Origin of the sequence: Isoptericola sp. AK164, assembly GCF_029643425.1 — a bacterium.
GTDB classification, from domain to species: Bacteria; Actinomycetota; Actinomycetes; order Actinomycetales; family Cellulomonadaceae; genus Isoptericola; species Isoptericola haloaureus.
In genome coordinates this window covers 149,517-175,147 of the sequence record NZ_CP119106.1, presented here as the reverse complement: position 1 = coordinate 175,147, position 25,631 = coordinate 149,517, and the positions used below count along the sequence as shown (strand labels likewise).

Sequence of the window (25,631 nt, the reverse complement as noted above, 5' to 3'; positions counted from 1 at the left end):
GCGGGCGCGGGGCGGCACCCGGCAGGTCACCGCGGGGTGATCCAGTATCGCCGCTTGGGCGACTCCCCCGCGACCGGGCGCAGGCCCTCGAGCACGCCGCCGCAGGCCTCGATGACGGCGCCGGAGCCGACGTTGTCGTCGTCGCACGTGACCAGCACCTCCTCGACGCCCAGGCCGGCCAGCCGCTCGACGGCGAGCCGCAGCATCGCGGTGGCGTACCCGCGGCGACGGTGCCCCGGCGCGACGCCGTAGCCCACGTGCCCGCCGACCTCCCGCAGGAACCCGGTACCGAGCGAGCGGCGGATCGAGACCCGGCCCACGGGCACGCCGTCGACCTCGGCGACGAGCCAGTCCGCGCGCACCCACCCCGGCGGGAGGTCCTCGCCGGCCGCGTCCCGGGCGACGCGATCGAGGATCTCGTCCCACGTGCCCTCGGCGAGCAGGAAGGAGAAGCCCTCGTCCAGCATCTCGGCGTGGATGCGGCGCAGGGCGGCCTCGTCGTCGGGGTGGGGCGGGCGCAGGACCATCGGCATGCGGGCAGTCTGCCGAGCGGGGACCGCGGCGCGCACGGGAATTCCGGACGGAGCCGCGGCCCCGGCGCTCAGGGCGCCGTACCGCCGTAGTAGGCGGCCAGCCGCCGGAGCCCCTCGTCGATGCTGACGGCGGGACGCCACCGCAGGTCGGCCCAGGTCTCACGCTGGTCGAACCAGTGCGCCGTGGAGAGCTGCTCGGCCAGGAACCGCGTCATCGGCGGCTCGTCGGTACCGGGGCGCACGCGCCACACGGCCTCGACGGCGCCACCCGCGACCCTCGCCAGGCCGGCAGGCACCCGCCACCGGGGCGGTTCCACCCCGGCGGCGCGACAGATGCCGGCCAGCAGGTCGGCCACCGGGCGCGGCTCCCCGTTGGTGATCACGTACGCCCGGCCGTGGACGGCCTCGGGGGTGTCGTCCAGCCGGTCCAGGGCGGCGACGATCCCGTCGGCCGCGTTGTCCAGGAACGTCGTGTCGATGAGCGCGGCGCCGTGCCCGAGCAGCGGCAGGCGCCCCGACGACGCGCGATCGACGACCCGCTCGACGAGCTGGGTGTCCCCCGGGCCCCACACGATGTGCGGCCGCACGGCCACGACCCGCAGCCCGCCGTCGGACCCCGCGCCGTCCCGCGCCAGGGCCAGCAGCTCGGAGACGGCCTTGGTCCGGGCGTACTCGCCGCGTGCCCGCTCGGGGTCGGCCGGTCCCGCCCCGACGCCCACCAGTGACGTCCCGGCGTGCGCCACCGACGGCGAGGACACCTGCACGAACCGCCGCACCCCGGCCCGCTCGGCGGCGTCCAGCAGGGTGCGCGTGCCGTCGACGTTCACCGCGGTGAACTCGTCCGGGTCCCCGGCCAGCGACACCTTCGCGGCGAGGTGCACGACGGCGTCGGCCCCGTCGACGGCGTCGGCCACCGCGGCCGGGTCGGTCAGCGACCCGGGGACGTCCTCGACGCCCGGCACCCCGGAGGGACGGCGCTGCAGGGTGCGCACGGACTCGCCGCGCGCGACCAACGCGCGCGCCACCCCCGTGCCGAGCATCCCGGACGCGCCCGTGACCAGCATGGTCATGGCGCGGTCACCCGGCCGCCCGCCAGGACGCCGGACGCCCAGTCCGCGAGCCGGGCCCGGTCGATCTTGGAGTTGTGGCGGACGTCGGTCGGCATCTCCGGCACCACGAGCACCGCGGCCGGCGGCACGGACGAGGACTCCCGCACCGCGGCGTCGAGAGCCTCGGGCGCCAGCCCCGGCCGCACCCGACCGCTCGCGCGCTCCGGCTCGACGACGGCCACGGCCTGCTGGACCCCGGCCGGTCCGACACCGACGACGGCGGCGCGGCGCACGCCGTCGACCCGCTCGATCGACTGCTCCGGACCGACCGGGGCCAGCGGACCCGCCGACGTCGTCAGCACGTGGGCGAGCCGCCCCTCGATCCACAGCCGCCCGGCGTCGTCCAGGTGGCCGACGTCGCCCGTGCGGTGCCAGTGCCCCGGCGGGGTGTCCCGCTCGGCCGCGACGTCGGTGAGCCACCGCCGGTCGTACCGCTCCTTGAGGTGCGGCGCGCTGACCAGCACCTCGCCCAGCGCCCCGGGGTCGGCCGACGGCGGCCCGGTGGCCGCGCCGTCGTCGTCCAGCGCGCTGATCAGGACGCCGCCGTCGGCCGGGTCGACGATCGGCCGGCCCACGCAGACGCCGGTGTCGGGCGCGCCCGCGGCGTCGCGGATGCCAGCCAGCGTGATGTCGGTGACCAGCAAGCACTCGGTCATCCCGTACGGGGTGTGCGCCTCGGCCGCCGGCATGAGCGACTGCGCGGCCTCGAGCAGCGCGGCGCCGATCGGCGCACCCGTGGACAGGAACGTCTCGACGCGCCCCAGCGCCTCCCGGTCGACGGCGGTGAGCCGGTCCGCCGTGTCGACGACGTGCAGGATCGCCGCCGGGGACAGGAACACCATGCGCGCGTCGGTGGCCTTCACGGCGTCGGCCACCGCACGAGCCGTCAGCGTGCGCGGCGCGGAGACGTCCATGTCCGGCGTCACCGAGCGGGTACCGAGCGCCGGACCGAGCAGCGCGAACGGCGCGAACCCGGTGACCAGCCCGGTGTCCGGGCCGACCGCGAAGTGCTCGGCCAGGACGTCGCGCAACGCGGACAACCGGCGGTGCGTGTACAGCACGCCCTTGGCCGGACCCGTCGACCCGGAGGTGAACAGCACGGCCGCGTCGTCGTCCGGCCCGGGTTCCGGCGGCAGCTCGAGGCCCTCGCCGGCGCGCGCGACGTCGATCAGCTCGTGGTCCACGCCCAGCGCCCGGCGTCGCACCGGGTCGAGAGGGTCGACGGCGATCCGCACGCCAGGCCAGCCGGCCGCGCGGGCGGCCGCGAGCGCCGTCGTCTGCCCGATCAGGTACTGCGGCCACGCCCCACGCTGCGCGCGGGTCAGCCCGCGCAGGCCCAGGCCGGCGTCGGCCACGACGACGACCGCACCGATCCGCAGGCAGGCGTACACCAGCGCGGTCAGCGTGGGCCCGGGCCGGACCAGCAGCGACACCCGGTCGCCGCGGCGCACCCCGATCTCGTGCAGGCCGGCGGCGAGGCGCCGCACCTGCCGGTCCAGCGCTCCCCAGCTCACGAAGCGTCCGGCGCCGGTGGCGGTGAGGTCCAGGACGGCCTGGTCGGTGCGCGACACGGGGTCGGCGGCGCGCTCGTCGAGCCCGGCCCAGATCGGCCGGAACTCCGTGCTGTCCGGTGCCGTCGACGACGCGGTGGTTCCCGAGGGCTCCGGCGGGGACGTCGTCCCCGAAGTGGAGGGACCCCCAGGGCCCGTGAACGCGTCTCCGCCGGAGCCCTCGGGAACCGCCGCCGCCGAGCCCAACCAGCTCAGCACCGGCCCGGCGTAGTCGACGTCCTCGGCGATCAGGTGCCCGGCGTCCTCGAACCGGTGGACCCCGGCGTGCGGGAGCCGACGCAGCAGGTCGTCGAGATAGCGGTCGGAGAACACCGGGTCGTGGGCTCCCCAGAGCAGCAGCGCCGGGACGTCGAGCGCGGCCACGCCGTCGGCGATGCGGTCCAGCTCGGGGCGGCTGACGTGGTCCGGCGCGGCGGGGATGTCGGCGACGAACTGCTCGATGCCGTCGCGGTCGTCGGCGGAGCGGTAGGGCAGCCGGTAGGCGTCGGCGACGTCGCGGTCCAGCCGCGGGCGCGCGAGGCCCAGCGTGGTCTCCAGGAAGGCGCGCGTGGTGCGCGTGCCCCAGCGGTGGACGCCCCGGGCCAGGGCGAGGCGCAGCGGGGCGGGGATCGCGACGTCGTCGGGCTGGTGCACGGCGGTGTTGAGCAGCGCGACCCCGGCGAGCCGGTCGGGGTGGTCGACGGCCCAGCCGAGCGAGACGACGCCGCCCCAGTCGTGCCCGAGCGTGACGACCGGCCCGTCCAGGCCGAGGTCGGCGGTGAAGGCGGACAGGTCGGCGACGCGATCGGCCAGGGTGCGGCGTCGTCCCGTGCGGGCGGACAGCCCCATCTCGAGCTGGTCGACGGCGACGACGCGCCAGGCGCCCCGGACGCCGTCGGGGTACTCACCGACGGCGGCGGAGGTCTCGATCGCCCGCTCCGTGAGTGTCTCGATCAGGTCCCGCCACAGGTAGGACCACGTGGGGTTGCCGTGCACGGCCAGCACGGTGCCGACCGGCTCGATGCCGTGCGCCGACAGCTCGGCGCCGTTGTCCAGGTAGTGCCAGTCGCCACGGACGTGGCTGAACCGGGACTCGAGGCCGGGCAGGTCCGGCGGGACGGTGCTCGCGGGGCGCAGCGTCACCAGGCCAGCTCCAGCATGGCGGTGTTGATGCCGGAGCCGACGCCCATGAGCAGCACACGGTCGCCGCGGCTGAGGGTCTCGGCCTCCTGGACGAGGGTGATGGGCACCGACGCCGGGCCGACGTTGCCGAGCGTCGGGTACGTCGTGGGGACCTTGGCGCGGTCCAGGCCGACGGCCTCGACGATCGCGTTGGTGTGCACCCGGGAGACCTGGTGGGTGACGTAGCGGTCCATCGCCTCCCAGTCCCACTCGGCGATGGCGTCCTTCCAGGCGTCCACGACCAGCTCCAGGCCACCCTCGAGCAGCCCCTCGGCGTCGGTGAACATGCCCTCCGGGCTGCCGACGCACAACCGGTGGTGCTGGGTGCCGGCGCGCGTCACGCCGCCGAGCACACGGTGGCCCTCGGGGTGGGCGTCGGCCGGGCCGAGCACGGCGGCCGCGGACCCGGAGCCCAGGGTCAGCGACGCGAACTCCTCCATGAAGCCCTCGCGGCCGACGTCCTGGGAGAGCAACCGGTCGACGGTGTGGTGCTGGATGTCGTCGGCGTCCTCGCCGTTGACGATCACCGCGTAGCGGATCTGCCCGGACTCGATCATGCCGGCGGCCAGCGTCATGCCGTTGATGAACCCGAGGCAGGCGTTGGCGACGTCGAAGTTCACGGCCGAGCTCGGCAGCCCCAGCCCGTGGTGCAGGCCGACGGCGACCGAGGGCTCGAGGTGCTTGCGTGTCACCGAGGTGTTGATGAGCAGCCCGACCTCGTCCGGCTCGACGCCGGCCCGGTCGAGGGCGTCCAGGCCGGCCGCGATCGTGGCCGCGTCGGCGTCCTCATCGGGTCCCCAGTTGCGCCTCTCCTCGACGCCCGCGACCCGTTCGAGCAGGTTGCGCGGCAGCCGCAACCGCTTCAGCGCGGGAGCGAGCCGCTGCTGGATCTCGGACGACGACGTGACCCGTGACGGCAGTCGGCGCGTCACGGACAGCAGCGCGACGTTGCCGAACCGGGTGGTGGCGTTTCCAGACACACGAGCTCCAGACATCCGGACGCCCGTGCGGCGCCGGAACGACGACATGTCACCGGACCGTCACGTGGCGGTCGGTTTCGCGGGCGCAAGGACACCCGTCCTCGAGAGTAGGACGCTCGAGGCCCGCGCGCTGTTCCGTCCGGCTGTTGTGTCGTCCACCACGACGTCCGGGAACAGGGGCGAACCGGCGCAGACCGGGACGAGTCCGAGGGGCGGCGGAGCGACCCGTCCGCCGCCCGTAGTCTGGACGCGTGCCCGAGACACCCACCGCCCTCCCGCCGTTCGCCTCCGACAACTACGCCGGCACCCACCCCGAGGTGCTCGCGGCCGTCGCCGCGGCCAACGACGGGTTCGCCGTCGCCTACGGGGACGACCCGTGGACCGCGCGCCTCGACGCGCGGGTGGCCGAGGTGTTCGGCCCCGGGGCGCTGGCGTTCCCGCTGGTCAACGGCACCGGGGCGAACGTGGTCTCCCTCATGGCGCTGTCCGAGCGGTGGGGCGGCGTCGTCGCCTCCGACCTCGCGCACGCCAACACCGACGAGAACGGGGCGCCCGAGCGGGTCGGCGGGCTGAAGATCCTCGCCTGCCCGTCGCGCGACGGACGGATCGTGCCCGACGACGTCGCCCGCTGGGCCGGGCAGCGCCACGACGTGCACCGCGCCCACCCCGGCGTGCTGACGCTGACGCAGTCGACCGAGCTCGGCACCGTCTACTCGATCGACGCCACCCGCGCCCTCGTCGAGGCCGCGCACGGGCTCGGCATGGCCGTGCACGTCGACGGCTCCCGCCTGGCCAACGCCGCCGCCTCCCTCGGCTGCTCCCTGGGCGCCCTGACCCGCGACCTCGGCGTCGACGTCGTCTCCCTCGGTGCTGCGAAGAACGGCGGGATGCTCGGCGAGGCCGTCGTCGTCCTGGACCCCGACGACGCCCCGCACGTGCCGGGGTCCGGGTACGACGGCGCCCGGCTGCGGCACGCCGCGGCCGCGGCGGTGCCGTACCTGCGCAAGGCGACGATGCAGCTCGTGTCGAAGACGCGGTACGTCTCGGCCCAGCTCCTGGCCCTGCTCGGCGAGCCGGGAGGCCCGGTGGACGCCGCGAGCGCCGAGGCCGCGAGCGCCGACGGTGCGACGGCGCCGCTGTGGCACCGCAACGCCGCCCACGCCAACGCGATGGCCCGCCGGCTCCGCGACGGGCTCGAGGCCGCCGACGCCCTGGACGTCACCACGCACGGACCGGACGCGGGCGAACCCGGCGAGCTCGTCGTCCCCCAGGGGGTCCGGGTGACCCGGCCCGTGGAGGCCAACGCCGTCTTCGCCACGCTGCCGCGCGAGGCCGCCGACCGGCTGCGGGCGCGGGCGCGGTTCTACGACTGGGCGCCTGGGGAGACCCCCGACCGGGTCGAGGTGCGGTGGATGTGCTCGTGGGACACCCCGGCCGACGCCGTCGACGCGTTCGTCGCGGCCGTCGCCGCCGAGGTGGCGTGACCCCGGGGCCCGCAGCCGACCCGCGCCTCCCCGGTCTTGTCCGCGCTGACCGGGGCCGGCTGATTCGGCGCTCTCAGCCGAGCAGGGTTAACGTCGTGCCGACGGGTCGCGACGGTGCGGTCCGGACCGCACCACCGGCCGAGGAGGCGCCATGACCGACGCAGGCACCACCGGACACACCGCCACCGCGTCCACGCACATCGCCGAGCCCCCGGAGCGGGTCTGGGCCGAGCTCATGCACCCCGGGGCCCGCTGGATGCTGGGCGCCAACATCGAGACCGACTTCCGGCCCGGCAGCCCGGTCACCTTCGAGGGGCACTTCTTCGGCCGGCAGTTCGCCGACAAGGGCCAGGTGATCGCCGTCGAGCGGCCCCGCCTGCTGCACTTCACGCACTTCTCCCCGCTCGGCGACCTGCCGGACGTGCCGGAGAACTACCACGAGATCCGCATCACCCTCGAGCCCGACGACGGCGGCACCCGGGTCTCGGTGGTCCAGCAGAACATCGACACCGCCGAGCACGCCACGCGGTCCGAGCAGCACTGGTGCGAGGCGCTCGCGACACTCGCCCACCGCGACGCCGCCCCGACAGCGGGGTCATGACGGGCGCGCGCCGGCGCGCGACGGTCCTGCTCACGACGGCCGTGCTCGCGCTGGCGGCCTGCAGCACCCCGGGCACGACGCCGGAACCCAGCGCGGGCCCGTCGCGCACGCCCGGACCGTCGGCGTCGCCGTCCGCCTCGCCGAGCCCGTCACCGAGCCCGGCGCCGTCGCCCACGCCCGGTCCGTCCAACGGCGCCGCCCCGGAACCCGACGACCCCGCCGCAGCCCTGTCGCTGGAGGAGAAGGTCGGCCAGCTGCTCGTCGCGGGCACGCCCGCCGCGGACGACGCCGTCAGCCCGGCGACACGGACCGCCGTCGTCGACCACCACGTCGGCAACGTGTTCCTGCACGGCCGCAGCGAGGCGGGTCTCGACGCCACGCGCGAGCTGGTGGACGCCGCCACGGCGCTCGCTCCGCCGTCGGCCCCGCCGATGCTGGTCGCGACCGACCAGGAGGGCGGCCTGGTCCAGGTGCTGCGCGGGCCGGGGTTCTCCGAGCTCCCCCGCGCGACCGAGCAGGCGACGTGGACGCCGGCGCGGCTCGAGCGGGAGGCGACCGCCTGGGGCACCGAGCTCGCCGACGCGGGCATCAACCTCAACCTCGCCCCCGTGATGGACCTCGTCCCGGCGGCCAACCAGTCCGCGAACGCGCCGATCGGCTACTTCTCGCGCAACTACGGCACCACGGCCCGCTCGGTGGTCGACTCCGCGACGGCGTTCTCGGCCGGCATGCAGGCCGCCGGTGTCGAACCGGTGATCAAGCACTTCCCCGGGCTCGGCCGGGTCACCGAGAACACCGACACCACCGAGGACGTCGTCGACGACACCATCACCGCAGGATCGGCGGACGTCGAGGTGTTCGGCGCCGGGATCGACGCCGGAGCCCGGTTCGTCATGCTGTCCAACGCCGTCTACACGCAGATCGACCCGGACCGCCCCGCGACGTTCTCCCCCGCGGTGGTGCGGATCCTGCGCGACGACCTCGGGTTCGACGGCGTCATCATCACCGACGACGTCTCGGCGGCCGCCGCGGTCGACGACCGGCAGCCGGCCGACCGTGCGGTCTCGGCCGTCGAGGCCGGGGTCGACCTCGTGCTGGCCTCCGCCGACCCGTCCGTCGTCCCGGAGATGGCCGACGCGCTGGTGGCTCGGGCGCAGGACGACCCGGAGTTCGCGGCACAGGTCGACGCCGCCGTCGAGCGCGTCCTCGCCGTCAAGGCCGACCTCGACGGCTGAGCACCGGGAGGGTCAGTCCTCCTGCGCCAGCCCCAGCACGTCCAGCGTCCAGGCGTGCTCGAACGCGATCTCCTCCCAGCGCGCGTACCGTCCCGAGACGCCGCCGTGGCCGGCCGACATCTCGATCTTCAGCAGCGCGGGGGCGCCCGCGGCCCGCAGCCGCGCGACCCACTTCGCCGGTTCGACGTACAGCACGCGCGTGTCGTGCAGCGAGGTCACCGCGAGGATGCGTGGGTAGTGCGAGGCGTCGTCGGGCACGTTCTCGTACGGGCTGTACGAGCGCATGTACGCGTACACCTCGGGATCTGCCAGCGGGTTCCCCCACTCCTCCCACTCGACGACCGTCAGCGGCAGGGAGGGGTCGAGGATGGACGTCAGCGCGTCGACGAACGGCACGCCGGCGAGCACCCCGGCGAACATCTCCGGCGCCAGGTTCGTCACCGCGCCCATGAGCAGCCCGCCCGCGCTGCCGCCGTCGGCCACCATGCGCTGCGGCGTGGTCCAGCCGGCGTCGACCAGGTGGTGCGCGCACGCGACGAAGTCGGTGAACGTGTTGCGCTTGTGCTCCAGCCGGCCGCCCTCGTACCAGGCCCGGCCCATCTCGCCGCCGCCGCGGACGTGCGCGACGGCGAAGACGACGCCACGGTCCAGCAGCGACAGCCGCGGCACCGTGAAGTACGGGTCGACGCTGATCTCGTAGGCGCCGTACCCGTACAGCAGCAGCGGCGCGGGGTCGGCGCCGGTCCCGGCCGAGTCCAGCGTCACGGCGTCGCGCTTCCACACCAGCGAGACCGGGATGCGGGTGCCGTCCTCGGCCGTCGCCCATTCCCGCTGCTGCACGTAGTCGGCGGGGTCGTAGCCGCCCAGCACGGGCTGCTGGCGGCGCACGGTGCGCTCCCCGGTGGCGACCTCCACGTCCAGGACGGTGGCGGGCGTGACGAACGAGGTGTACTCGACGCGCACCTGCGGGGCCGCGAACTCCGGCGTCTCGCCCGGCACCGCGCTGTAGAGCGCCTCGGGGAAGTCCAGCTCGCGCGGCGTCCAGGGGGCGTCCGGGGCGAGGGTCGCCAGCGTGACGACGGCGACGCGCGGGGTGGCGTCCCGCCGCACACCGAGCACGACGTGGTCGGCGAAGGCGTCCACGGACTCGAGCCGCACCTGCGGGTCGTGAGCCACGGCGACGCGCGCGGCGGCCGGGTCAAGCCCGTCGGCCGCCCCGGCGTCGCCCGCGGCCGGGCGCGGGGGCACGTCGGTCACGGCGAGCTCGAAGTTCTGCGCGCCGTCGTTGTGCAGCACGAGCAACGCGTCGCCGCGCCCGGGCAGGACGGCGTGCTCGACGGTGTACTCGACCCCCTCGCGGCGGCACCACACGGGGCGGAACGCACCGGTCGGGTCGGCGGCCTCCAGCACCCAGCACTCGCTGGTCATCTTCGAGCCGAGCTCGACGTGCAGGTACTGCTGGGAACGGGACAGCCCCACCCCCACCCAGAACCGCTCGTCGGGCTCGTGGAAGACCTGGACGTCGTCGGCCACCGGCGTGCCGACCTCGTGCCGCCAGACGGTGCACGGCCGCCACGCCTCGTCGACGGTCGGGTAGAAGACGTACCGGCCGTCGGGGGTGATCACGGCGCCGGGGAACGTGCCGACGACCTCGTCCGCCAGGTCGGCACCGGTGCTCAGGTCCCGGACGCGCAGCGTGTAGCGCTCGTCGCCCGTGGTGTCGACGGCGTAGGCGAGCCGCTCCCCCTGCGGGGCCACGGAGAACGAACCCAGGGAGAAGAAGTCGTGACCCGCCGCGGCCTCGTTCTGGTCGAGCAGCACCTGCTCGCCGGCGGGGACCTCCCCCGGCTCGAGCGCGGGCGGCGTCCAGTCGTCGGGGTCGGTCACCGGGACGCGGGCGCGCACCGGGTACTGCTGCCCCGCGGTGAACCGCCCGTAGTACCAGTGGTCGCCGAGACGGGTCGGGACCGACAGGTCGGTCTCCTGGGTGCGGTCCTTGATCTCGGTGAAGATCCGCTCGCGCAGCGGTCGCAGCCCGGCGAGCTGGTCCTGCGTCCAGGAGTTCTCGGCCTCCAGGTGCGCCAGCACCTCGGGGTCCTCCTTGGCACGCAGCCACTCGTAGTCGTCGACGACCGTGTGGCCGTGGTGGGTCCGGGAGATCGGTCGGCGGTCGGCGGTCGGCGGGGCGGCGAGCTCGTGCGGGCTCGCGGTGGCGGCGTCGTCGTGCACCCCGCCAGCGTACGGGTCGCGCGCCGGGTGCGGACCGCCGTCGGACCGCCGTCGGACCGGCCGGTGGACGACCGCGGCTGTGCGTGGCGTCACAGCGGTGCTGTGCCGCGCCGACGCCCCGCGGCCCGGCTTGATTACGGCTCAGCAACGGTTTCGACGCCCGGAGAGCCGCAGAAGGCCCGTCGCGACCGTTCTGTCCGGCCCGTCGGCCCTGTCCGACTCCCCGGTGTGATCTGGACGTGTCATCCAGGTCACAACTCGCCGCTACACTGCCCGGCACGTTGACACCACGACTTCGTCAACAGGGCCTTCAGCGGCGCTGTATGGCAGACGTCGGTGCAGCGCAGACCCGGGTTGCCCCCGGGCGCACGACCTGACCCACCGGAGGACTCGTCCGATGACAGCGGACCGACTCGACCTCGCGAGGAGGACGCGGCGCGCCATCACCGCCGTCGCCCTCGCGTTGCTACCGGCGATGCTCGTCGCACCACCTGCGACGGCGAGCACCGACGACGCCACCTGCCAGCCCGACGCCGACACGGCCTGCGTGGCCGGCATGGTGCTCAACGAGGACAACGACCAGGTCGGGGGTGTGGACCTCACCGTCACCGGCGAGGGCTTCACCGCGGACCTGGTCACCACGGACGAACGCCCCGTCGCGGTCGCCGTGCCCGACGTCGGCAGGTACGTCGTCGCCATCGACGCCTCGACGCTCCCGGACGACCAGCCGCTGCCGGAGGGCGCCGAGACCGAGATCGAGGTCGTCGCCCAGACCGGCGCCACGGCCCGCGCGGCCTTCCGCGTCGGTGCCGGCGTCGAGGCACCGGCCGCTCCGTCGGAGACGGCCGAGGACGGCGAGACCGCCGGAGCCGGCACCACGGGTGGCGACGACGGCGTGGGAGCCGCCCCCGAGGGCGACGCCTCCCTGGTGGACGTCAACTGGGGCCAGGTGTGGCAGCAGATGGGCTCCGGACTCCGGTTCGGGCTCCTGCTGGCGCTGGCCTCCATCGGACTGAACCTCGTGTTCGGCACGACCGGGTTGTCGAACTTCGCCCACGGCGAGCAGTTCGCGCTCGGCGCCGCGCTCGGGTTCATCACCGTCAACCAGATGGGCATGCCGCTGTGGCTCGGCGGGATCGTCACGATCGCCGTGTGCGGGCTGAGCGGCTACGCCCAGGACGCCGGCATCTGGCGGCCGCTGCGCAAGCGCAACGTGCCGGTGATGCAGCTGATGATCGTCTCGATCGGTCTGTCGATCACGCTGCAGTACGTGATCCAGCTGCTGATCGGCGGCGGGTCGGAGCGGATCCTCTCGTCGAACCCGCGGCCGCTCACCATCGCGGGCGTCACGCTGAGCGCCGCGTCATGGATCTCCATGGTCGTCGCGCTGGTGTGCGTGCTCGGCATCGCCTGGTTCCTCACCCGGACCCGCATCGGCCGCGCCACGCGCGCCGTGTCGGACAACCCGGCGCTGGCCTCCGCGACCGGCATCGACCCCGACAAGATCATCCGCATCGTGTGGGTCATGGCGACCGGCTTCGCCGCCCTGGCCGGCCTGATGTGGGGCGCCTCGTTCGGGTCCTTCAACTGGCAGCTCGGCGTCCAGCTCCTGCTGCTCATGTTCGCCGCCGTCACCCTGGGCGGCCTCGGCACCGCGCTCGGCGCGTTCGTCGGGTCGCTGCTCATCGGGCAGGTCGTCGAGCTGTCGAACCTCTTCATCCCCAGCGACCTGCGGTACGCCTCGGCGCTGGTGATCCTCATCCTGGTGCTCCTGTTCCGGCCCCAGGGCATCCTCGGCCGCCGCGAGCGGATCGGCTGAAGGGAGACACATCATGGACGAGTTCCTGCGCATCCTCACCCAGTCGCTCGGCGAGATCCTCGCCCCGACGACGGCCGCGATGGCCATCGCCGCGATCGGGCTCAACCTGCACTTCGGGTACACCGGACTGCTCAACATGGGTCAGGCCGGGTTCATGCTGCTCGGCGCCTACGGCTTCGGCATCACGCTGACCCTCGGCGGACCGATCTGGCTCGCCTTCCTCATCGCCGTCGCCGCCGGCGTCATGTTCGCGCTGCTGCTGGGCATGCCCACGCTGCAGCTGCGCGGCGACTACCTGGCGATCGTGACGATCTCCGCGGCGGAGATCGTCCGATGGTTCGGCCGCTCCACCCTCTGGCAGGAGTGGACCGGCGGCGCGTCGGGCCTCCAGGGTCGCTACTTCAAGGACCCGTTCCACGCCCTGTCGTTCCTGCCGGAGGGGCGGTTCGCCCTCGGGCCGTTCGAGTACATCAACACCGGCTCGGACTCCTGGTTCACCCGGATCTTCGCCTGGGGCCTGGTCGCGCTGCTGCTGCTGTTCGTCTGGCTCATCACGCGCAGCCCGTGGGGCCGCGTCCTCAAGGGCATCCGTGAGGACGAGGACGCCGTGCGCGCGCTCGGCAAGAACGTCTACTCGTACAAGCTGCAGGCCCTGGTCATCGGTGGCGCGATCGGCGCCCTCGGCGGCGTCGTCTACGCCATCCCGACGGCGATCTCGCCGGACGCGATGGGCGGCCGCACGATGACCTTCTTCGTGTGGACGATCCTGCTGCTCGGTGGCGCCGCGACCGTGTTCGGTCCGGTCCTCGGGTCGATGATCTTCTTCACCGCCTACATGTTCATGCGCACCGGCATGCGCACCCTGTCCGAGGACACGGCGCTCGGGAACTTCATCTCGACCACCCAGGTGGAGTTCATCGGCGGCATGCTGGTCGGCATCACCCTGATGTGCCTGGTGATCTTCCGACCTCAGGGCATCCTCGGGAACAAGAAGGAGCTGGCGTTCAATGTCCGTTGACGAGACGACGACGGCGGCCCGGAGCGAGGCTCTGGCGCACGTCGCCCACAAGCCCGGCGCCGCCAAGAACGACCCCATCCTCAAGGCCGACCACGTCGTGCGCCGGTTCGGCGGCATGACCGCGGTCGACGTCGACCACCTGGAGGTCCAGGAGGGCGTCATCACCGCCCTCATCGGGCCGAACGGCGCCGGCAAGACCACGCTGTTCAACCTGCTCACCGGGTTCGACACCCCGAACACCGGCGAGTGGAGCTTCCAGGGCCACTCGCTGAGCGGCAAGAGCGGCGCGGCCGTGGCCAAGGCCGGCGTGGTGCGCACCTTCCAGCTCACCAAGGCGCTGGGCCGCCTGACGGTGCTGCAGAACATGCTGCTGGCCTCGCCGAACAACCCGGGCGAGAAGCTCGGGCTGTCGTGGCTGCCGTTCCTGTGGAAGAGGCACGAGGCCGAGGCCACCGAGAAGGCCATGGAGATCCTGGCCCGGTTCAAGCTGGACGCGAAGGCGGCCGACTACGCCGGCTCGCTCTCCGGGGGTCAGCGCAAGCTCCTCGAGATGGCCCGCGCCCTGATGACCGACCCCACGATGATCATGCTGGACGAGCCGATGGCGGGGGTGAACCCCGCCCTGGTGCAGTCCCTGCTGGGACACGTCCAGGCGCTGCGCGACGAGGGCATGACCGTGCTCTTCGTCGAGCACGACATGCACGCCGTGCGGCACATCTCGGACTGGGTCGTGGTGATGGCCGAGGGCCGCATCGTGGCCGAGGGCCCGCCCAGCACCGTGATGAAGGACCAGGCCGTGGTGGACGCCTACCTCGGCGCGCACCACGACACCGACCTCGGGGACGACGCCCTGCTCGATCCCGAGGTCCTCGCCCGGCTCGAGGCCGAGGAGGAGAAGCGATGAGCCAGACCACCACCGCGCCGCAGGAGACGTCGATCGACGACGTGCCCGCGGACGAGCTGCTGCTCCACGCCGACAACCTCGTGGCCGGCTACCTGCCCGGGGTGAACATCCTCAACGAGTGCTCGCTCAAGGTCCGCCAGGGCGAGCTCGTGGGGATCATCGGCCCCAACGGCGCCGGCAAGTCGACCCTGCTCAAGGCGCTCTTCGGGCTGGTGAAGATCCACTCCGGCACCGTGACGCTGCAGGGCAAGGACATCACCGGGATGAAGGCCAACAAGCTGGTCGCCCAGGGTGTCGGGTTCGTGCCGCAGAACAACAACGTGTTCCCCTCGCTGACCGTCGAGGAGAACATGCGGATGGGCACGTTCCTCAAGCCGAAGATCTTCGCCGAGCGCTGGCAGTTCATCGGGGACCTGTTCCCGGTGCTGCACGACCGCCGGTCGCAGCGGGCGGGCGCCATGTCGGGCGGTGAGCGTCAGATGGTCGCCATGGCCCGGGCGCTCATGATGAACCCGTCGGTCCTGCTGCTCGACGAGCCGTCGGCCGGTCTGTCCCCGGTGCGTCAGGACGAGACGTTCCTGCGCACGCGGATGATCAACAAGGCCGGCGTCTCGGTGATCATGGTCGAGCAGAACGCGCGCCGCTGCCTGCAGATCTGCGACCGGGGGTACGTGCTCGACCAGGGCACGGACGCCTACTCCGGTCCGGGTCGCGAGCTGCTCAACGACCCGAAGGTCATCTCGCTCTACCTGGGCACGCTGGCCGAGGACGTCGAGGAGGCCGAGGCCGCGGAGTCGGCGGCCGCCGACTCCCGCGAGGCGGGTGACACCCCCGCGAAGTAGGCAACCCTCCGGCCAGGTAGGCAACCTTCTGGCGAGGTAGGCAGCTCTCCGGCGAGGTAGTACGACGGCGGCCCGCGGTTTCGACCGCGGGCCGCCGTCGTCGTCCCGGGGCCCGCGCGCTGACCAGGAACGCCCCGCCATCGCCGAGGTAGGCAACCTCGGCGCGAGGTAGGCGAGCTCCCGGCGAGGTAGGCGACCTCGGCGCGAGGTAGGCACCTTCCGCACCCCTTCGCCCGAGGCGAGTGGTCACGTGGTCCGACGGCGGCGCTCGCGCGTGCGGAACAGCGCCGTGTCGTACAGGCTCCGGAGCCGCAGGCCGAGCTGCTCGGTGTCGCGCAGTGCCGGCCAGCTGACGCGCACGAGGTCGACGCCGGCGGCCTCGATGTCCTCGTGCCGCTGCTGCTGCCGACGAAGCACATCGTCGGGCAGGCCGTACTCGCCGCCGGAGTACTTCACGTCGCCGTCGAACTCCACCCCGGCCCCGACCTCCGGCCACCCGAAGTCCACGTACCGGGTCCCCGAGCGCGTCTCCACCGGCATCTGGCACACCGGGCGGGGCAGACCGTCGTCGATGGCAGCCAGGCGGGCCACCGTCTCGCCGGGGGACCCGGAGCGCGGGTCGCACAGCTCGAGGAGCCGGCGAGCCTGCACCATCCCACGCTTGCCGACCGAGTCGGCCATGATCCGGCCCACCTCGGCCGGGTCGGCCCGCAGCCGGAACAGGGAGTCGGCGACGACCAGTGCCGCCGGGGGCCGCATCGTCCGGAGGCAGTCGACGAGCGTCCGCTCCTTCGACGTGACGGGGATCCCGTCGACGACGTCGCGATCGCGGGGCAGGAGCCGCGTGTGGTGACGCCGCACGTCGGGCTCGAGCCGCCGTCGGACGTGCGGGTTGGCCTCGTGCGTGACGTGCACGAGCGGCGGAGTCGCGTAGGTCCAGGCGCCGTGCAGCAGGGCCGCCGTGGAGTGGCTGAACCAGTGCTCGCCGCGCGCCGAGGCGGCGAGGCCACGCACCTCGCGCAGGATGAGCTCCTCGTGACCGTCGTCAGGCGACGCCGCGACGAGCGACCCGCGGACGGCCGACAGGTGACCGGTCTCGAGACGTCGTCGGATCGCGGCCACGTCCGCCAGCGCCGGCTCGACGGTCAACGGCACCTGCGGCGGCAGCCGGTCGGCTGCGAGCATCCCGCGCAACGGCGAGTCCGGTGCTCGCATCTGCGCGAGGATCGTCGTCAGACGGCGGACGGCGGGTGCGTGGGCGGGTTCGCGAGGGGCCATGAGGCGACTCTGGCCGAACCGCGCCGGGCAGGGACCGCCGTCGGGCGGCGCCTGTGGACAACACCACCCTGTGGACGAGCGCCGTACGGCCCGACGCCGTCGTACCGACCTCGCCTACCTGGCAAGAAAGTTGCCTACCTCGGCGGAGGGGCGCCTACCTCGGCCCGGACCGGCCTACCTCGTGGAAGATTTGCCTACCTCGGCGGAAGGTTGCCTACCTCGCGGGACGACGACGGCCCGGCCCCCTCCGCGGAGGGGACCGGGCCGTCGTGGGTCAGACCGAGAGGCGATGCCTCTCAGCGGGCTCGACCGGCGTCAGCCGCCGATCTGGCCCTCGATCTGCCGCACGTAGGAGTACGCGTTGCTGCCGTCGTACTCGTAGATGCCGATGAACGCGGACGACGGGTCGTTGTCCTCGTTCAGCGGGCCCGTGCCGGACGGACCGGTGTAGTTGATCTCCTCGCCGGCCTCGAGCGCCTCGACGCCCTCGGCGAACGTGGTGACCTCGGTGCCACCCTCCGAGCCGGAGACGGCGCGGATGTTCTCGGAGATGGTCACACCGTCGGTGCCCTCGCCACGCACGGCGGCCAGAGCCGCGAGGATCGTGGCGTCGTACGACTCGGCGGAGTAGGAGAACCCGTCGAGCTCCGCGCCCTCGTTCTCGGAGTGCCAGGTGTTCAGGCGCTCCTTGAAGTCGTCGTCGGCCTGAGCGCCCGGCAGGGTGCCCTGGATGCCGGCGAGGGTGCCCTCGTCGAAGTCCTCGGAGTAGTCGGACAGGTTGCCGTCCGTGAAGTACGTGGTGCCGTCGAAGTCCCAGCCCTGGGCGACGAGCTCGTTCACCGCGGCCACCGTCTCCTCGAAGGCGATGATGACGAGGGCGTCGGGCTCGGTCGCCAGAGCGGCCGAGACCTGCGAGCCGAAGTTCGTCTCACCGGGAGGGAACTCCTCGCCGGCGCCGTTGGCGCCGTAGACGACCTCGCCGCCGCCGGCCTCGATCGCGTCCTGCGTGTGGTCGCGCAGGCCGGTGCCGTAGGCGTCGTTGAGGACGATCATCGCGACGCTCTGGTGACCGCCGTCGAGGATCAGCGAGCCGAGGGCGGCGCCCTGGACGGTGTCCGGCGGCGCGGTGCGGGTGTAGAAGTCTCCGTAGCCCGACAGGTCCGCGGCGGTGTTCGCCGGGGAGATCTGCATGATCTGGGCCTCGGCGAAGGCGTCGACGACACCGAGCGACACGGACGAGGAGGCCGCACCGATGACCGCATCGGCACCCTTGTTCACGAGGTCCGTCACGGTCGAGTTGGCCACCGTCATGTCGGTGTTGTCACCCGAGTCGCCCCACTCGACCACGACGTCGTTGCCGAGCACGCCCCCGGCCTCGTTGATGTCGTCGATCGCCAGACCGACGCCGGCGATCTCGGGGGGCCCGAGGAAGGACAGCGTGCCGGTGACCGGCAGGATCGTGCCGATGGTCAGAGGCTCGGCTGAGCCTTCGTCCATCGACTCCTCGGTCGACTCGTCCGAGGAGGTCTCCTCGGCCGGTTCGTCGGAGCCGCAGGCCGTGAGGCCCAGGCTGAGAGCCGCAGCGAGGGCGAGGCCCTTGGCGGCCGTCATGCGTCGAGTCATCAGTTTCCCTTTCGGGGTCGGACGTGCCACGGCACTCAATGCCGCATGTAGTGGCGCTGAAACTAGTCCGGTTGTGTGACGTTCATGTGTCAGATGCGTCACTCCGGAAAGATCGTGACGAACCTGTGATCTGTCTCATCTCGAGAGACAGATCATGAGACGGACTCGCGGACCGACGCCGAGCTACACGGCCTCCATCGTCGCGGGGTCGGCTCCGGTGCGGCCCTCCGTGCCCGCCTCGAGAGCCGTCAGGGCGGCCATCTGCTCGTCGCTCAGCTCGAACGAGAACAGGTCGAGGTTGGTCTCCTGGCGGTGCGCCGAGACCGACTTGGGGATGACGACGATCCCCTGCTGCACCTCCCACCGCAGCACCACCTGGGCCGGCGTGACGCCCAGCTCGGCGGCGATCGAGGTCACCGCCGGCGCCTCGAGGTCGGCGCCGCGGCCGAGCGGCGAGTACGCCTCGACGGCGATCCCGTGCTCGCGGCACGCGGCCTGCACCGCGGCCTGCTGGAACCGCGGGTGGATCTCGATCTGGTTGACCGCCGGGACCACGGCCGTCTCGCTGACCAGGCGTTCGAGGTGCTCGGGCAGGAAGTTCGACACGCCGATCGACCGGACCGCGCCGTCGGCGAGCAGCTTCTCGAAGGCCTTCCACGTCTCCACGTAGCGGTCGAGGCTCGGCACCGGCCAGTGCACGAGGTACAGGTCGACCTGGTCGAGCCCGAGCTCGCGGCGGGAGTGCTCGAACGCCTGCAGGGCGTTGTCGTACCCCTGGTCGCCGTTGCGGAGCTTCGTGGTCACGAAGACCTCCTCGCGCGGCAGGCCCGAGGCGCGCAGCGCCGCACCGACGCCGGCCTCGTTGCCGTAGCCGGCCGCCGTGTCGATGTGCCGGTACCCGAGCTCCAGGGCGCTCTCGACGCACCGCTGGGTGCCGTCGTCGGGCACCTGGAAGACGCCGAGACCGACCTGAGGGATCTTCACATCGTTGTCGAGGGTGATGTTGGGGACACTCATGCCAGCAATCTTGCCGTTGTGCTGGTGCGACGTCATCCGCTCGCGTACCGTAAGGGCGTTGCAGTGTCTTGCTCGTACCGGACGGACCCCCGTCCTGCGTCGGGAGGCGGGGTCGTTCAGGATTGACCACGCACACCGGCGGACCTTGGTTCCACAAGAGTTTGACGACGAACACCGTGATGCGCGGTCCCCGACAGGCGGGGCCCGCGAGCTCTTGAAGGAGTACCCATGGCCACCGGTACCGTGAAGTGGTTCAACAGCGAGAAGGGCTACGGCTTCATCGCCCCCGAGGACGGCACCGCTGACGTGTTCGTCCACTTCTCCGCCATCCAGACGCAGGGCTACCGCACCCTGGACGAGGAGCAGAAGGTCGAGTTCGACGTCACGCAGGGCCCGAAGGGCCCGCAGGCGGAGAACGTCCGCCCGCTCTGATCTCGTCGGCGGGCCGCCTGACGGCGGCCCGCACCTGAGACTCGCACGGCCCGCACTCGCTGCCTCACGGCAGGGAGTGCGGGCCGTCGTCGTCTCCGCACGGGTCCGGGTCGACGCCGGGCATGCCGTCGGACGGGCCGCCGGGCGTGCCGCCGGGAACCCGCGGGCACGGCAGATCGTTCCTCCACCATGGGATTCCTCGACCGACTCCTCGGCAGGTCACGTGACGAGCGCTCCATCCCCGGCATGACCGGCGGAGGCACTCCGCGCGGGTACGGCCCGCCCACGCCCTCCGGCTCCGGCTCCGGGCCGGGCGCCGCACCCGCGGCGTCGTCGCACCGCTCGCCGGACGACGTGGCGATCGACCGCTACCGCTACCTGCTGCGCACCGCTCCCCCGGACGCCGTCGAACAGGCGCACGCCGAGGCGTTCGCCCAGCTCACCCCGGAGCAGCGGCGCCAGGTCCTCTCGGAGGTCGGCGCCACGGTGCCCGCGTCCGAGCGCGCCACCTCCGACGACCCGCAGTCGCTGGCCCGGATGGCCACGCGTGCCGAGACGCGCAGCCCCGGCACCCTGGAGAACACGTTCCGCTCCGGCGGCCCCGGTGCGATGGCGGGCGCCGGCGGCCCGAGCTTCGGGTCGATGATGGGGTCCAGCCTGCTCGGGACCGTCGCCGGTGTCGTCATCGGGTCCGCCGTGGCCAACGCGATGTTCGGCCCGGCGTTCGGCGACCCGACGACGCCGGTGGCGGAGGACGCGGCGGCCGGCGGTGACGCCGGCGGCGAGGGCGATCCCGGCGCCGGGGATCCTGGAGCCGACGGCGGGGACGGCGGAGCCTTCGCGGACGGCGGGGCCGACGCCGGTGGAGCCGACGCGGCCGGCGACGGCGGCATGTTCGGTGGCCTCTTCGGCGGCGACGACGGCGGCGGCGGTGGCCTCGGGGACTTCTTCGGGGGCGACGGCGGAGGCGGGTTCGACTTCTGAGCCCGTGCTACCTCGCAGGGAAGTTGCCTACCTCGGCTGAGCGTTGCCTACCTCGGCCGGAAGTTGCCTACCTCGCGGGAGAGTTGCCTACCTCGGCGGGGGAGGTGAGGCGCAGGAACGCGCCCAGCTGCTCCAGGTCCGTGACCGACGTCGGCAGGTAGTCCGTCAGCCGCGGTGAGCGGACGACGACGGCGCACCACTGGCCCCGCGAGACCGCCACGTTGAGCCGGTTCCGGCTGAGCAGGAAGCCCATGCCGCGCGGCACCTCGTCCGGTGACGACGCCGCCATGGACAGCACCGCGACCGGCGCCTCCTGCCCCTGGAACTTGTCGACCGTGCCGACCCGGACGTCCTCCAGCCCGGCCGCAGCCAGCGCACGCCGGATCGTGTGGACCTGCGCGTTGTAGGCCGCCACGACGATGACGTCCGCGGGCCCGAGCGCGCGCGGCTCCGCCCCGGCGGACCGGACCCACGGGCGCCCGAGCACCGCCCGGACCTGCCGGACCACCTCGTCCGCCTCCTCGAGAGACGACACCGCGCGACCCGCGTGGTCGACCAGCACCTCGTGCACGCCGGGCGCCACCGGGTCCAGCGTCCGGCCGTGGACCGTGGCGTGGGCGTGCAGCTTCCCGGAGTAGGCGAGCTCGGAGACCGCGGAGCACAGGTCGGGGTGCATGCGCCGCGACGCCGGCAGGAAGTAGCCGAACTCCTCGGGCAGCGTCTCGTGGCCGTCGGCCAGCCACCCGAGCGCCGACCCGGCGACCCCGGGGTCGGGGTGCGCGCCCTGGGAGACCTGCGGGAGCTGCTGCGGGTCGCCGAGCAGCAGCAGCCTCGACGCGGCCCGCGCGACGGCGACGGTGTTGGCGATCGCGAACTGGCCCGCCTCGTCGATGACGAGCAGGTCGAGCCCGTCGGGCGCCCAGCGCTCGTGCGCGAAGTCCCAGGCCGTACCCCCGACGACGCAGCCGCGCCCGGCGTCGTCGGCCTCGGCCGCGAACGTCTCGAGCCCGTCGGCGGTGACGTCCTGCCAGGGGGAGTCGGCCCGGGCCGACGAGACGGTCGACGGCCGCTTCTTGGCGACCTGCTCGGGCGGGACCCCTGCCCCGAGCACGCCGTGCAGGAGGTTCTCCACCACGGCGTGCGACTGGGCCACGACCCCGACCCGCCAGCCGTCGGCGACCAGCGCCGCGATGACGTGCGAGGCCAGGTACGTCTTGCCGGTCCCGGGCGGTCCCTGCACGGCGAGGTAGGACCGGTCGAGCGCCCGCACCGCCCGCTCGACGGCGGCGACGACGTCGGGTTCGCCGTCGGGACCGACGGGTGCCGCGGGCAGGCCACCGGCCACCCGGGCGGGACGTCGCTGCAGCAGGTCCGTCATCGGCCCGGCGGGCAGCCGGTCCGCCAACGGCGCGCCGGCCGTCTCCCCGGCACGCCAGGCCTCCAACGCGGCCCGGCCGGCCTCGGCCGTCGCCGTCTCCAACGGGCCGGGCGGCACGTGGCTGTTGACGCTCAGCGCGCACGGCAGGTCGTCGTGCGTCTCCTGGCCGCTGCCCACGTGCTCGCGCACCGTGAACACCTCCCACTCCTGCTCACCGTCGGCGACCCGCTCGACGTCGGTGATCGCCATCTTGCTGTGGAACCAGCGTTCCGCCAGCGGTCCGACGCCGGTCACCACCGGCGGGCACGGCACGTCGTAGAGCAGGAAGGCGTTCGCCCCGGCGCGCAGCTCGCTGCCCTCGACGGCCGCGCACCGCAGGGCCAGCATCCGCGACGGCGCCCGGCGTCCGGGCTCCTTCTCCCAGTCGCTCAGGACCCGACCGCTCTCGACGACGACGGCGGCGCGGCGACCCGGCCACTCGGCGGGCGGGAGCTGCATGCGGGAGAAGTGCGCCTGCCAGAACTGCTTGCTCTCGCGCCGGTGGTACCCAACGGCGGCACCGAGCAGGCTCAGTGCGCGTGCGGCCGCGCGGTCGGCGGGCTCGTGGGGATGGGCGTGCGCGACGGCGTCACGGATCTCGGCCTCGAGCGCCTCGCGGGCGGCCTTCTCCGGGTTCTCTGGCGGCTCCTCCAGGGGCAGCGGCTCGGCGACGGGACGTTCGACGGGTCCGACGACCTCGTCGTGCGCCCAGCGCAGCCAGTCCAGCAGCCGCAGCGTGGACAGGCAGTCGTAGCGGTTGTAGTCGAGGATCTCCTCGCGACGCTGGGCCGCCTCCTCCTGGTCCCCCGCGGCGAGCAGGTCGCAGTACTCCGCGTACTCGACCACCGACGTCGCCGCGTCGGTCACCCCGGAGCGCGCCGCCTCGTCGCCCATGTACAACGGCTCGAGCTTCTTGATCGAGCGGGACCGGTCCGAGATCCGGATGGCCGACCGGACCGTCGCGTACAGGTCGACGAGCACCCCGGAGCGCAGGAGCTCGTCGACCTCGTCCTCGTAGACCCCGTGCCGGGCGGCGATGGACAGCAGGTGCGTCCGCTCGTAGGCGGCGTAGTGGTAGACGTGCATGTCCGGCCACCGACGACGGCGCTCGGCCATGTCGTCGACGAACCGCACCAGCGCCTCGGCCTCCTCGGCCCAGGTGTCCGCCCACAGGGCGTGGAAGGCTGGCCGACCCTCGGCGTCGAGGTCGCGGGTGACCCAGCCGAACAGGTAGTCGATCCCCGACTCCCCCGGCGTCAGGGCGTCGTCGGGCGTCCACAGCGGGTCGCCCTCGAAGTCGAAGAACACGTCACCCTCGCTCGGCGGCGGCAGCCGCTCCACCGGCGCGGGGTCGGTCAGCGCCCAGCGCAGCTCGCGGGGGCCCTCGGGCGTCTCCAGCAGCACCGAGCCGTCACCCGGGTCGGTGCCCAGCTGCAGCGCGGCCTGCCGCTGCAGGCCGGCGAACCGGTCCGCCGTCATCCCCGCCGGCGGCTGCTCCGCGCCGGCCAGGTCCTTCATCGTCGTCAGACCGGACGCCGCCAGTCGCGCCCGCTGCGGGGCGTACACCCCGGCCACGAGCAGCACGTCGTCGTGCGCCGCCGCGGACTCGGCGCAGTCCGGGCAGGCCCCGAGCCGCTGGCAGGCCGCGTGCCCCGGGGCGTCCCACGCCACCGGTGCCTCGGCGTCGACGTGCCGGGCGACGACGTCGAGCAGCCGGTCGCGCCGAGCCCGGAACACCGGCAGCACCTCGGCCAGGGCGTGCTCGGTCAGCTCGCCCGTGCCGAGCACCAGGTGGGCGTGCTCGGTCGGGTCGATCCCGGCAGCGAGGAGCTGGTCGGCGTACGCCGCGAGCTGCAGCACCGCGCGCACCTTCTCCCGCTTGGCGAGCTTGGTGTCCCACACGGCGTAGCGCGGCCGCCCGTCCCGGGCCGCACCGGCGTCGCGCACCAGGAAGTCCGCCCGGCCGTGGAACCGCCCGTCGAAGAACGCCGCCTGGTAGACGACGTCGGCCCCCTGCTCGAGCGCGGCGAGCGTCGCCGAGTGCGCCGCGACCAGCCCGTCGTACGTCAGGTGCTGCGGCGGCGGGACCTCCAGCACCCCGCCCGGGCCGCCGTCGTCGGACGCCGTGCCGTACCGCGACCGGAAGTCCTCCAGGACGGCCTGCTCGTGCGCCTCACCGAGAGCGACGGTGCGCGCCAGCATCTCGTCGGTCTCGCGCGGCCGCTGCGGGACCCGCCCCAGGACCTCGTCGAGCCGCCGCAGCAACGCGTGCTCGCACTCGGCGGCGACCACCAGGTCGCTGGCCGAGTGCACGAGCCGGGACCCGTCCGGACCGTCCAGGAGGAACATGACCCAGGTCTACCAGCGGCCGCCGACATGGACCTGAGGGGGATGTTTCGGCCATAGTGGGGCCGCACGACGCCGAAGGAGACCCATGACCGTGCGATTCAACCCCCCGCCCGGCTGGCAGGTCCCCCCGGGATTCCGGCCCGACGCCGGCTGGACGCCCGACCCTGCGTGGCCGCCGGCGCCCCCGGGATGGCAGTACTGGGTGGAGGACGCCGCCCCCGCGCCGCAGCCTGCCCGCACCTCGACGATCCGCCCCGCGGGTGCCCCGCCCGCCGGTCGCGCACCCGACCCGTCGGCGACGACCGTCATGGCGCCCGTGCCCTCCGGGCCGACGCCGGCCGCGGCCGCCCCGCCGCCGCCCGGTCCTCCGTCGGGCGGAGACCCGCACCCGACGCTCCGCGGGACGGCTCCCGTCCCCCCGCCGCATCAGGCCGCCCGACCCGCACCCGCGGCCGCCCCGCAGCAGCCTGCGGCGACCCGCACCGAGTCGCGCGGCACCCGGTCGCGGCGTCCGACCAACGTTCTCGTCGCCGGGGTGGCGGTCGCCTGCCTCGCGCTGGGCGTCATCGTCGGGGTGATGTTCTCGATGGTGCAGACCTCCGACGCACGGCAGGCCATCGCCGACGCCGAGCGCGAGGTGGAGGCCGCCGCGGCGCTGGAGGCCGAGGTCACCGAGGACAAGGCGGCGCTCGACGAGCGGGCCGCCTCCCTGGACGAGCGGGAGAACCAGCTCAAGGACCGCGAGTCCGCGGTCGCCGAGAAGGAGTCCCAGCTCGTCAGCCGCCAGAACGAGCTCGACGAGCAGGCGGCCCAGGCCGAAGAGGATCGGCAGCAGCGCGAGCAGCAGGAGCAGCGCGACGACGACGGTGGCGGCGGCCAGTGGTGGTACTGGAGCTGCGACGACGCGCGGAAGGACGGTGCGGCCCCGATCCGGCAGGGCGAGCCCGGCTACCGCGGCGGTCTCGACCCGAACGGCAACGGCATCGCCTGCGAGGGCGGGGAGTAGCGGGCGCGCCGCCCGGTCGGTGATCCGGTCGGCAGTTCG

19 protein-coding genes are annotated in these 25,631 nt (G+C 73.6%); 10 read left to right on the top strand and 9 right to left on the bottom strand.

What is annotated here, in order from left to right; genetic code table 11:
* Positions 1-26: 26 nt before the first annotated feature.
* The 4 genes from PO879_RS00790 to PO879_RS00775 form a co-directional block, all read right to left on the bottom strand.
* Positions 27-533, bottom strand: coding sequence for a GNAT family N-acetyltransferase (locus PO879_RS00790; protein WP_278236048.1), 507 nt, complete (start codon positions 531-533; stop codon positions 27-29).
* A gap of 68 nt (positions 534-601) precedes the next feature.
* Positions 602-1,603: an NAD-dependent epimerase/dehydratase family protein gene (locus PO879_RS00785; RefSeq protein WP_278236047.1), complete on the bottom strand. Its 1,002-nt coding sequence runs from the start codon at positions 1,601-1,603 to the stop codon at positions 602-604.
* A complete protein-coding gene (locus PO879_RS00780; RefSeq protein WP_278236046.1) occupies positions 1,600-4,335 on the bottom strand; it encodes an alpha/beta fold hydrolase in 2,736 nt (911 codons plus the stop codon). Before PO879_RS00780 ends, PO879_RS00785 begins: the two co-directional genes overlap by 4 nt.
* Positions 4,332-5,354: a 3-oxoacyl-ACP synthase III gene (locus tag PO879_RS00775; RefSeq protein ID WP_278236045.1), complete on the bottom strand. Its 1,023-nt coding sequence runs from the start codon at positions 5,352-5,354 to the stop codon at positions 4,332-4,334. Before PO879_RS00775 ends, PO879_RS00780 begins: the two co-directional genes overlap by 4 nt.
* Before the next feature lie 251 nt (positions 5,355-5,605).
* Here PO879_RS00775 and PO879_RS00770 point away from each other — a divergent pair, with 251 nt between their 5' ends.
* The 3 genes from PO879_RS00770 (at position 5,606) to PO879_RS00760 (ending at position 8,674) form a co-directional block, all read left to right on the top strand.
* On the top strand, positions 5,606-6,838 hold the full coding sequence (locus tag PO879_RS00770; protein ID WP_278236044.1) for a beta-eliminating lyase-related protein: 1,233 nt from the start codon (positions 5,606-5,608) through the stop codon (positions 6,836-6,838).
* 151 nt (positions 6,839-6,989) lie between these two features.
* The gene (locus PO879_RS00765) at positions 6,990-7,439 is read left to right on the top strand and encodes an SRPBCC family protein (RefSeq protein ID WP_278236043.1); all 450 of its coding nucleotides are present in this window, start codon (positions 6,990-6,992) and stop codon (positions 7,437-7,439) included.
* Complete coding sequence (locus PO879_RS00760) at positions 7,436-8,674, top strand: glycoside hydrolase family 3 N-terminal domain-containing protein (protein WP_278236042.1); 1,239 nt, start codon at positions 7,436-7,438, stop codon at positions 8,672-8,674. The genes PO879_RS00765 and PO879_RS00760 overlap by 4 nt, the downstream gene beginning before the upstream one ends.
* 12 nt (positions 8,675-8,686) lie before the next feature.
* On the opposite strand, the gene PO879_RS00755 is transcribed toward PO879_RS00760, so the two are convergent.
* On the bottom strand, positions 8,687-10,903 hold the full coding sequence (locus PO879_RS00755; RefSeq protein ID WP_278236041.1) for a S9 family peptidase: 2,217 nt from the start codon (positions 10,901-10,903) through the stop codon (positions 8,687-8,689).
* A gap of 397 nt (positions 10,904-11,300) precedes the next feature.
* On the opposite strand from PO879_RS00755, the gene PO879_RS00750 reads away from it, so the two are divergent.
* Genes PO879_RS00750 through PO879_RS00735 form a run of 4 tightly spaced genes read left to right on the top strand, consistent with a single transcriptional unit; the run spans position 11,301 to position 15,486 of the window.
* A complete protein-coding gene (locus PO879_RS00750; RefSeq protein WP_278236040.1) occupies positions 11,301-12,722 on the top strand; it encodes a branched-chain amino acid ABC transporter permease in 1,422 nt (473 codons plus the stop codon).
* A 13-nt stretch (positions 12,723-12,735) separates the two neighbouring features.
* Positions 12,736-13,740 carry a branched-chain amino acid ABC transporter permease gene (locus tag PO879_RS00745; protein WP_278236039.1) on the top strand — a complete coding sequence of 335 codons (1,005 nt, stop codon included), beginning with the start codon at positions 12,736-12,738 and terminating at the stop codon, positions 13,738-13,740.
* Complete coding sequence (locus PO879_RS00740) at positions 13,730-14,644, top strand: ABC transporter ATP-binding protein (RefSeq protein ID WP_278236038.1); 915 nt, start codon at positions 13,730-13,732, stop codon at positions 14,642-14,644. Before PO879_RS00745 ends, PO879_RS00740 begins: the two co-directional genes overlap by 11 nt.
* Positions 14,641-15,486, top strand: coding sequence for an ABC transporter ATP-binding protein (locus PO879_RS00735; protein ID WP_278236037.1), 846 nt, complete (start codon positions 14,641-14,643; stop codon positions 15,484-15,486). Before PO879_RS00740 ends, PO879_RS00735 begins: the two co-directional genes overlap by 4 nt.
* 246 nt (positions 15,487-15,732) lie before the next feature.
* Here the strand turns inward: PO879_RS00735 and PO879_RS00730 are convergent, their stop codons facing one another.
* From PO879_RS00730 to PO879_RS00720, 3 genes are all read right to left on the bottom strand, one after another.
* Positions 15,733-16,764 (bottom strand): hypothetical protein, encoded by a 1,032-nt coding sequence (locus PO879_RS00730; protein ID WP_278236036.1) that lies wholly within the window; start codon positions 16,762-16,764, stop codon positions 15,733-15,735.
* Between the two features lie 315 nt (positions 16,765-17,079).
* Positions 17,080-18,387 (bottom strand): ABC transporter substrate-binding protein, encoded by a 1,308-nt coding sequence (locus PO879_RS00725; RefSeq protein WP_278236035.1) that lies wholly within the window; start codon positions 18,385-18,387, stop codon positions 17,080-17,082.
* A gap of 183 nt (positions 18,388-18,570) precedes the next feature.
* Positions 18,571-19,404 (bottom strand): aldo/keto reductase, encoded by an 834-nt coding sequence (locus tag PO879_RS00720; RefSeq protein ID WP_278236034.1) that lies wholly within the window; start codon positions 19,402-19,404, stop codon positions 18,571-18,573.
* A gap of 228 nt (positions 19,405-19,632) precedes the next feature.
* On the opposite strand from PO879_RS00720, the gene PO879_RS00715 reads away from it, so the two are divergent.
* Both PO879_RS00715 and PO879_RS00710 read left to right on the top strand, forming a co-directional pair.
* Entirely contained in the window at positions 19,633-19,836 is a 204-nt protein-coding gene (locus tag PO879_RS00715) for a cold-shock protein (protein WP_278236033.1), read from the top strand.
* A 189-nt stretch (positions 19,837-20,025) separates the two neighbouring features.
* Positions 20,026-20,820 carry a hypothetical protein gene (locus tag PO879_RS00710; RefSeq protein ID WP_278236032.1) on the top strand — a complete coding sequence of 265 codons (795 nt, stop codon included), beginning with the start codon at positions 20,026-20,028 and terminating at the stop codon, positions 20,818-20,820.
* 67 nt (positions 20,821-20,887) lie between these two features.
* Here the strand turns inward: PO879_RS00710 and PO879_RS00705 are convergent, their stop codons facing one another.
* Complete coding sequence (locus PO879_RS00705; RefSeq protein ID WP_278236031.1) at positions 20,888-24,586, bottom strand: bifunctional RecB family nuclease/DEAD/DEAH box helicase; 3,699 nt, start codon at positions 24,584-24,586, stop codon at positions 20,888-20,890.
* An 85-nt stretch (positions 24,587-24,671) separates the two neighbouring features.
* Here PO879_RS00705 and PO879_RS00700 point away from each other — a divergent pair, with 85 nt between their 5' ends.
* On the top strand, positions 24,672-25,592 hold the full coding sequence (locus tag PO879_RS00700) for an excalibur calcium-binding domain-containing protein (RefSeq protein WP_278236030.1): 921 nt from the start codon (positions 24,672-24,674) through the stop codon (positions 25,590-25,592).
* Positions 25,593-25,631: the final 39 nt, after the last annotated feature.

Bases quoted from the DNA above. Each gene is read 5' to 3' on its own strand.
- PO879_RS00790 (WP_278236048.1), bottom strand. From the start codon at position 533: ATGCCGATGGTCCTGCGCCCGCCCCACCCCGACGACGAGGCCGCCCTG.
- PO879_RS00785 (WP_278236047.1), bottom strand. From the start codon at position 1,603: ATGACCATGCTGGTCACGGGCGCGTCCGGGATGCTCGGCACGGGGGTG.
- PO879_RS00765 (WP_278236043.1), top strand. From the start codon at position 6,990: ATGACCGACGCAGGCACCACCGGACACACCGCCACCGCGTCCACGCAC.
- PO879_RS00760 (WP_278236042.1), top strand. From the start codon at position 7,436: ATGACGGGCGCGCGCCGGCGCGCGACGGTCCTGCTCACGACGGCCGTG.
- PO879_RS00750 (WP_278236040.1), top strand. From the start codon at position 11,301: ATGACAGCGGACCGACTCGACCTCGCGAGGAGGACGCGGCGCGCCATC.
- PO879_RS00745 (WP_278236039.1), top strand. From the start codon at position 12,736: ATGGACGAGTTCCTGCGCATCCTCACCCAGTCGCTCGGCGAGATCCTC.
- PO879_RS00740 (WP_278236038.1), top strand. From the start codon at position 13,730: ATGTCCGTTGACGAGACGACGACGGCGGCCCGGAGCGAGGCTCTGGCG.
- PO879_RS00735 (WP_278236037.1), top strand. From the start codon at position 14,641: ATGAGCCAGACCACCACCGCGCCGCAGGAGACGTCGATCGACGACGTG.
- PO879_RS00730 (WP_278236036.1), bottom strand. From the start codon at position 16,764: ATGGCCCCTCGCGAACCCGCCCACGCACCCGCCGTCCGCCGTCTGACG.
- PO879_RS00725 (WP_278236035.1), bottom strand. From the start codon at position 18,387: ATGACTCGACGCATGACGGCCGCCAAGGGCCTCGCCCTCGCTGCGGCT.
- PO879_RS00720 (WP_278236034.1), bottom strand. From the start codon at position 19,404: ATGAGTGTCCCCAACATCACCCTCGACAACGATGTGAAGATCCCTCAG.
- PO879_RS00715 (WP_278236033.1), top strand. From the start codon at position 19,633: ATGGCCACCGGTACCGTGAAGTGGTTCAACAGCGAGAAGGGCTACGGC.
- PO879_RS00710 (WP_278236032.1), top strand. From the start codon at position 20,026: ATGGGATTCCTCGACCGACTCCTCGGCAGGTCACGTGACGAGCGCTCC.
- PO879_RS00705 (WP_278236031.1), bottom strand. From the start codon at position 24,586: ATGTTCCTCCTGGACGGTCCGGACGGGTCCCGGCTCGTGCACTCGGCC.
- PO879_RS00700 (WP_278236030.1), top strand. From the start codon at position 24,672: ATGACCGTGCGATTCAACCCCCCGCCCGGCTGGCAGGTCCCCCCGGGA.